The sequence below is a fragment of the Streptomyces sp. NPDC097981 genome, assembly GCF_040302565.1.
Taxonomy (GTDB): domain Bacteria; phylum Actinomycetota; class Actinomycetes; order Streptomycetales; family Streptomycetaceae; genus Streptomyces.
The window spans coordinates 1-4,077 of the sequence record NZ_JBEORW010000141.1 but is presented as its reverse complement, the minus strand read 5'-3'; the positions used below and the strand labels follow the sequence as shown (position 1 = coordinate 4,077).

The following is a 4,077-nucleotide window of genomic DNA, read 5'->3' as shown; positions in this document are numbered from 1 at the left end:
GAACGACGACACGCCCGCACGCCGTACCCGGGAGTCCTCCCGAGGCCAGGAGCGCGCCTCGCCCAGCAGCTCGAGCCCGCTGCCCTCCCATGCGACGTGGGGGCTCGGCTCGTCGGCGTGCAGGGACGCGGGCAGCTCTTCGTGCTGGAGCGCCAGAACCATCTTGATCACGCCGGTGACGCCCGCGGCGGCCTGGGCGTGACCGATGTTCGACTTCGACGAACCGAGGTACACGGGCCGCTGCGCGGAACGGCCCGGTCCGAAGACCTCGGCCAGGGCGCCCGCCTCGATCGGGTCGCCGAGGGGGGTGCCGGTGCCGTGTGCCTCGATCGCGTCCACGTCCGCCGGGGACAGCCCCGCACGCGACAGGGCCTGCTGGATCACGCGCCGCTGCGAGGGCCCGTTCGGGGCGGTCAGCCCCTGGGACCGGCCGTCCTGGTTGACGGCCGAGCCCCGGATGACCGCCAGGACCCGGTCGCCGTCGGCCTGCGCGGCCGACAACCGCTTGAGGACGAGCACACCACAGCCCTCGGACCAGCCTGCCCCGTCCGCGTCGGCGGAGAAGCTCTTGCACCGGCCATCGGCGGCCATGCCCCGCAGCCGGGAGAACTCCACGAACACCGACGGCGTCGACATCACCGTCACGCCGCCGGCCAGCGCGACGTCGCACTCGCGCTGCCGCAGCGCCGTCACCGCCAGGTGCAGCGCCACCAGCGAAGACGAACACGCCGTGTCCACCGTCACCGCCGGGCCCTGCAACCCCAGGGAGTACGACACCCGGCCCGACAGCACGCTGCCGGCGCTGCCCATCGAGCCGTACGCGTCGAGCGCGCTCAGGTCGTGCTGGTGGAAACGGTCGTAGTCCGACCCCATCGCACCGAGGTACACGCCGGTGTTGCTGCCCTCGAGGCTTTCGGGGCGGAATCCGGCGCGCTCCAGAGCCTCCCACGAGGCTTCCAGCACCAGCCGTTGCTGCGGGTCCATGGCCCGCGCCTCGCGCGCCGGTATCCCGAAGAAGCCCGCGTCGAACTCCTCCACGTCCCGCAGGAATCCGCCCGTCCGCGCATAGCTCTTGCCCACGGCCTCCGGATCCGGGTCGTACACGTCCCAGCCGTCCCACCGCGACGGGAACCCCTCGATCGCGTCCCCACCCGACGACAGCAGCTCCCAGAACTCCTCCGGAGTCCCCACCCCACCCGGCAGCCGGCACGCCATCGACACGATCGCGACCGGATCGTCCTCCTCGTCCGCGGCCCGGACGACGGCCCCGGTGGGCGGCGCGGCCGGTGACAGGTCCATCCGTTCCAGGAGGAACTCCGCCATGGCGGCCGGGGTCGGGTGGTCGAAGGCCAGTGTCGCGGGCAGCGGGACCTCGGTCTCCTGCGAGATCCGGCGCCGCAGTTCCACGGCCATCAGCGAATCGAGGCCGAGGTCCCTGAGCACCTGCTGGGCCGGCACCGCGCCCTTGTCCGGAAGGCCGAGCACGTTCGCCGCCGCCGACCGCACCAGCAACGTCACCGTCTCCCGCCGCTGGTCGGGGGAGAGCGCCGCGAGCCTGCCGCGCAGGCCCGAGGGGGCCTCCCCCGCGTTCGCCCGCCGCAGGCGCGTCCTGACCATGCCGCGGAGCAGTACCGGCACTTCGTCCTGGCCGCGGTGCAGCGCGGCCAGCCCGAGCCGCACGGGAACCAGGTGTCCCCGCGAATCCAACGCCAGCGCCGCGTCCAGTGCCCGCAGCCCCTGGTCCACGGAGAGCGGCTCGATGCCCATGCGCCGGATCCGGGTCAGCTCGGCCCGGCCGAGATGCGCGGTCAGCCCCGTGCCGGCCTGCTCCCACAGGCCCCAGGACAGGCTCCTGGCGGGCAGGCCCGCGTACGTCCGCCATACGGCGAAGGCGTCGAGGAAGGCGTTGCCCGCGGCGTACGTGCTCTGGCCGGGGCTTCCGAGCACTCCGGCGAGCGAGGAGAACATGACGAACTCGGACAGCGAGTGCTCTCGGGTGAGTTCGTGCAGGTGCAGCGCCGCGTCCAGCTTCGGAGCCAGTACGCGCTCCAGCCGCTGCGCGTTCTGGTCCGGGAGCAGTCCGTCGTCCAGTACGCCGGCCAGGTGCCACACCGAGTCCAGATCGTCGATGGAACCGATCAGACCGGCGAGGGCTTCCCGGTCGGCGACGTCACAGGCCACGATCCGTACGCTCTCGGCCCCGGCCCCCGTGAGTTCGGCGGCGAGGCCGGCGGCCCCCGGGGCCCTCTCGCCCTGACGCGAGGTCAGTACGAGGCGCCGGACGCCGCGGGTGCGCACCAGGTGCCGGGCGAGCTCCCGGCCCAGCTCACCGGTTCCGCCGGTGACCAGTGCCGTTCCCTCCGGTACCGGAGTTCCCCCGGTGGCGCCTTCCGGCTCCGGGTCGACCGGGACCAGCCGCGCGACCCGTATCCCTCCGGCCCGTACGGCGATCTCGGGCTCGTCGGCGACGGACACGGCCCTGGCGAGCACGGCGGTGTCCTCGGCCGCGGAACCGGTGTCCACCAGCCGCAGCGAACGCCGGGGGTACTCGGCGCGCGCGGCACGGACCAGGCCCCAGACCGGGGCGTGCACCAGACCGTCGACGCCCTCCCCCGGCCCGGCCGGTACGGCCTGCCGGGTCACCCATACCAGTTCGGTCCCCTCCAGCCGGGACTCGGCCAGCAGACCCTGCAGCACGTGCAGTGCGGTGGCGGTGGCCGTGCGCACCGCGTCCGCCAGGTCACCGGGGTCCCGCGTGGTGCTGTCGACGACGAGGCGGGCCGGGGGCTCGTCGCCGGCGTCGAGCAGGGCGCGCAGCCCGGCCACGTCGGTGACGGGCCGTCCGCCGGTCGCGTGCACGAGGTCGCCGGAGCCGCCGAGGACCCAGGTCTCGGCCGGTACCTCGCGGGTCGCGGGGGAAGGCCGGAAGTCGAGCCGGTAGAGGTGGTCGCTCGTGCGCTGCCGCAGCTGCTGTTCGGTCGCCGGGCGCAGGACGAGCGCGTCCACGTAGGCCACCGGATCGCCGTGGGCGTCCGTCATCCACAGCCGGGCCTCGGACGACGCGGGGTCCCGCTCGATCCGGACGCGCAGTTCGGTGGCCCCGGTGGCGTACAGCTCCACCCCGGTCCACTCGAAGGGGAGCGACACCCGTCCGGTGTCGGCGTCCAGTACGGCGACCGCGTGCAGCGCCGCGTCCAGCAGCGCCGGATGCACCGCGAAGCCGCCTGCCGCCGCGCTCTCGGCCCCGGCCCCGGCCGCCGACTCGGGCAGGCGGACCACGGCGTAGGCGGTGTCGCCGCTGCGGGAGAGCTCCACCAGGCCCTGGAAGGCGGGTCCGTAGTCGATCCCGCGCTCGCGCAGCCCGTCGTAGAACCCGTCCAGATCCACGGGTGTGGTGCCCGCCACCGGCCCGCTCCGCAGGTCCCGGAAGCCGTCGCCGTGGGTGTCGCCGGCTGTCGGGTGGGTGAGCCGGGCGGTGGCGTGGGTGGTCCAGGGCGCGTCGGGGTGGGTGTCGGGGTCGGGGTGGGTGTGGACGGTGACCTGGCGGCCCCCGTGGCCGTCGGCGCCGGTGACGGCGACCTGGACGCGCAGCGCGCCGGTCGCGGGGAGGACCAGGGGGGTGGTCAGGGTGAGGGTGTCGATCCCGGTGGCGCCCACGCGTTCGGCGGCGGCGAGGACCATGTCGAGGATCCCGGTGCCGGGCAGGAGCATGGTGCCGAACACCTTGTGGTCGCCCAGCCAGCGCTGTCCGGGTGCGGTGGCGTCGATCCTGCCGGTGAGGACGAGGCCGTCGTCGTCGGCCAGCGGGGTGGAGAGCGTGAGCCAGGGGTGGTCGAGCCCGTCCGCGCCCCAGGCCGAGGGGTCGGCCGGGGTGCCGGCGGAGGCGGGGAGCCAGTGGCGCCGGCGGTCGAAGGCGTAGGTGGGGAGGGCGGATTCCACCGGGGTCCGCGGCACCGCGCGCTCCCACGGCCAGCCGTTCCCCTGGGCGAGGCCGGCGCGGACCCATGAGGACAGGACGTCGGTGGTGTCGGCCTGGTCCCGGTGGGCGGTGCCCACGGCGACCCCGCCGTGGTGCTG

The 4,077-nt window shown here is 74.7% G+C and carries 1 protein-coding gene; it reads right to left on the bottom strand.

Features of this window, described 5'->3' with window-relative positions; all coding sequences use genetic code 11:
* Window positions 1–4,077 (bottom strand): type I polyketide synthase (locus tag ABTY04_RS40495; RefSeq protein WP_352218435.1); only part of this gene is annotated, 4,077 nt, incomplete at both ends.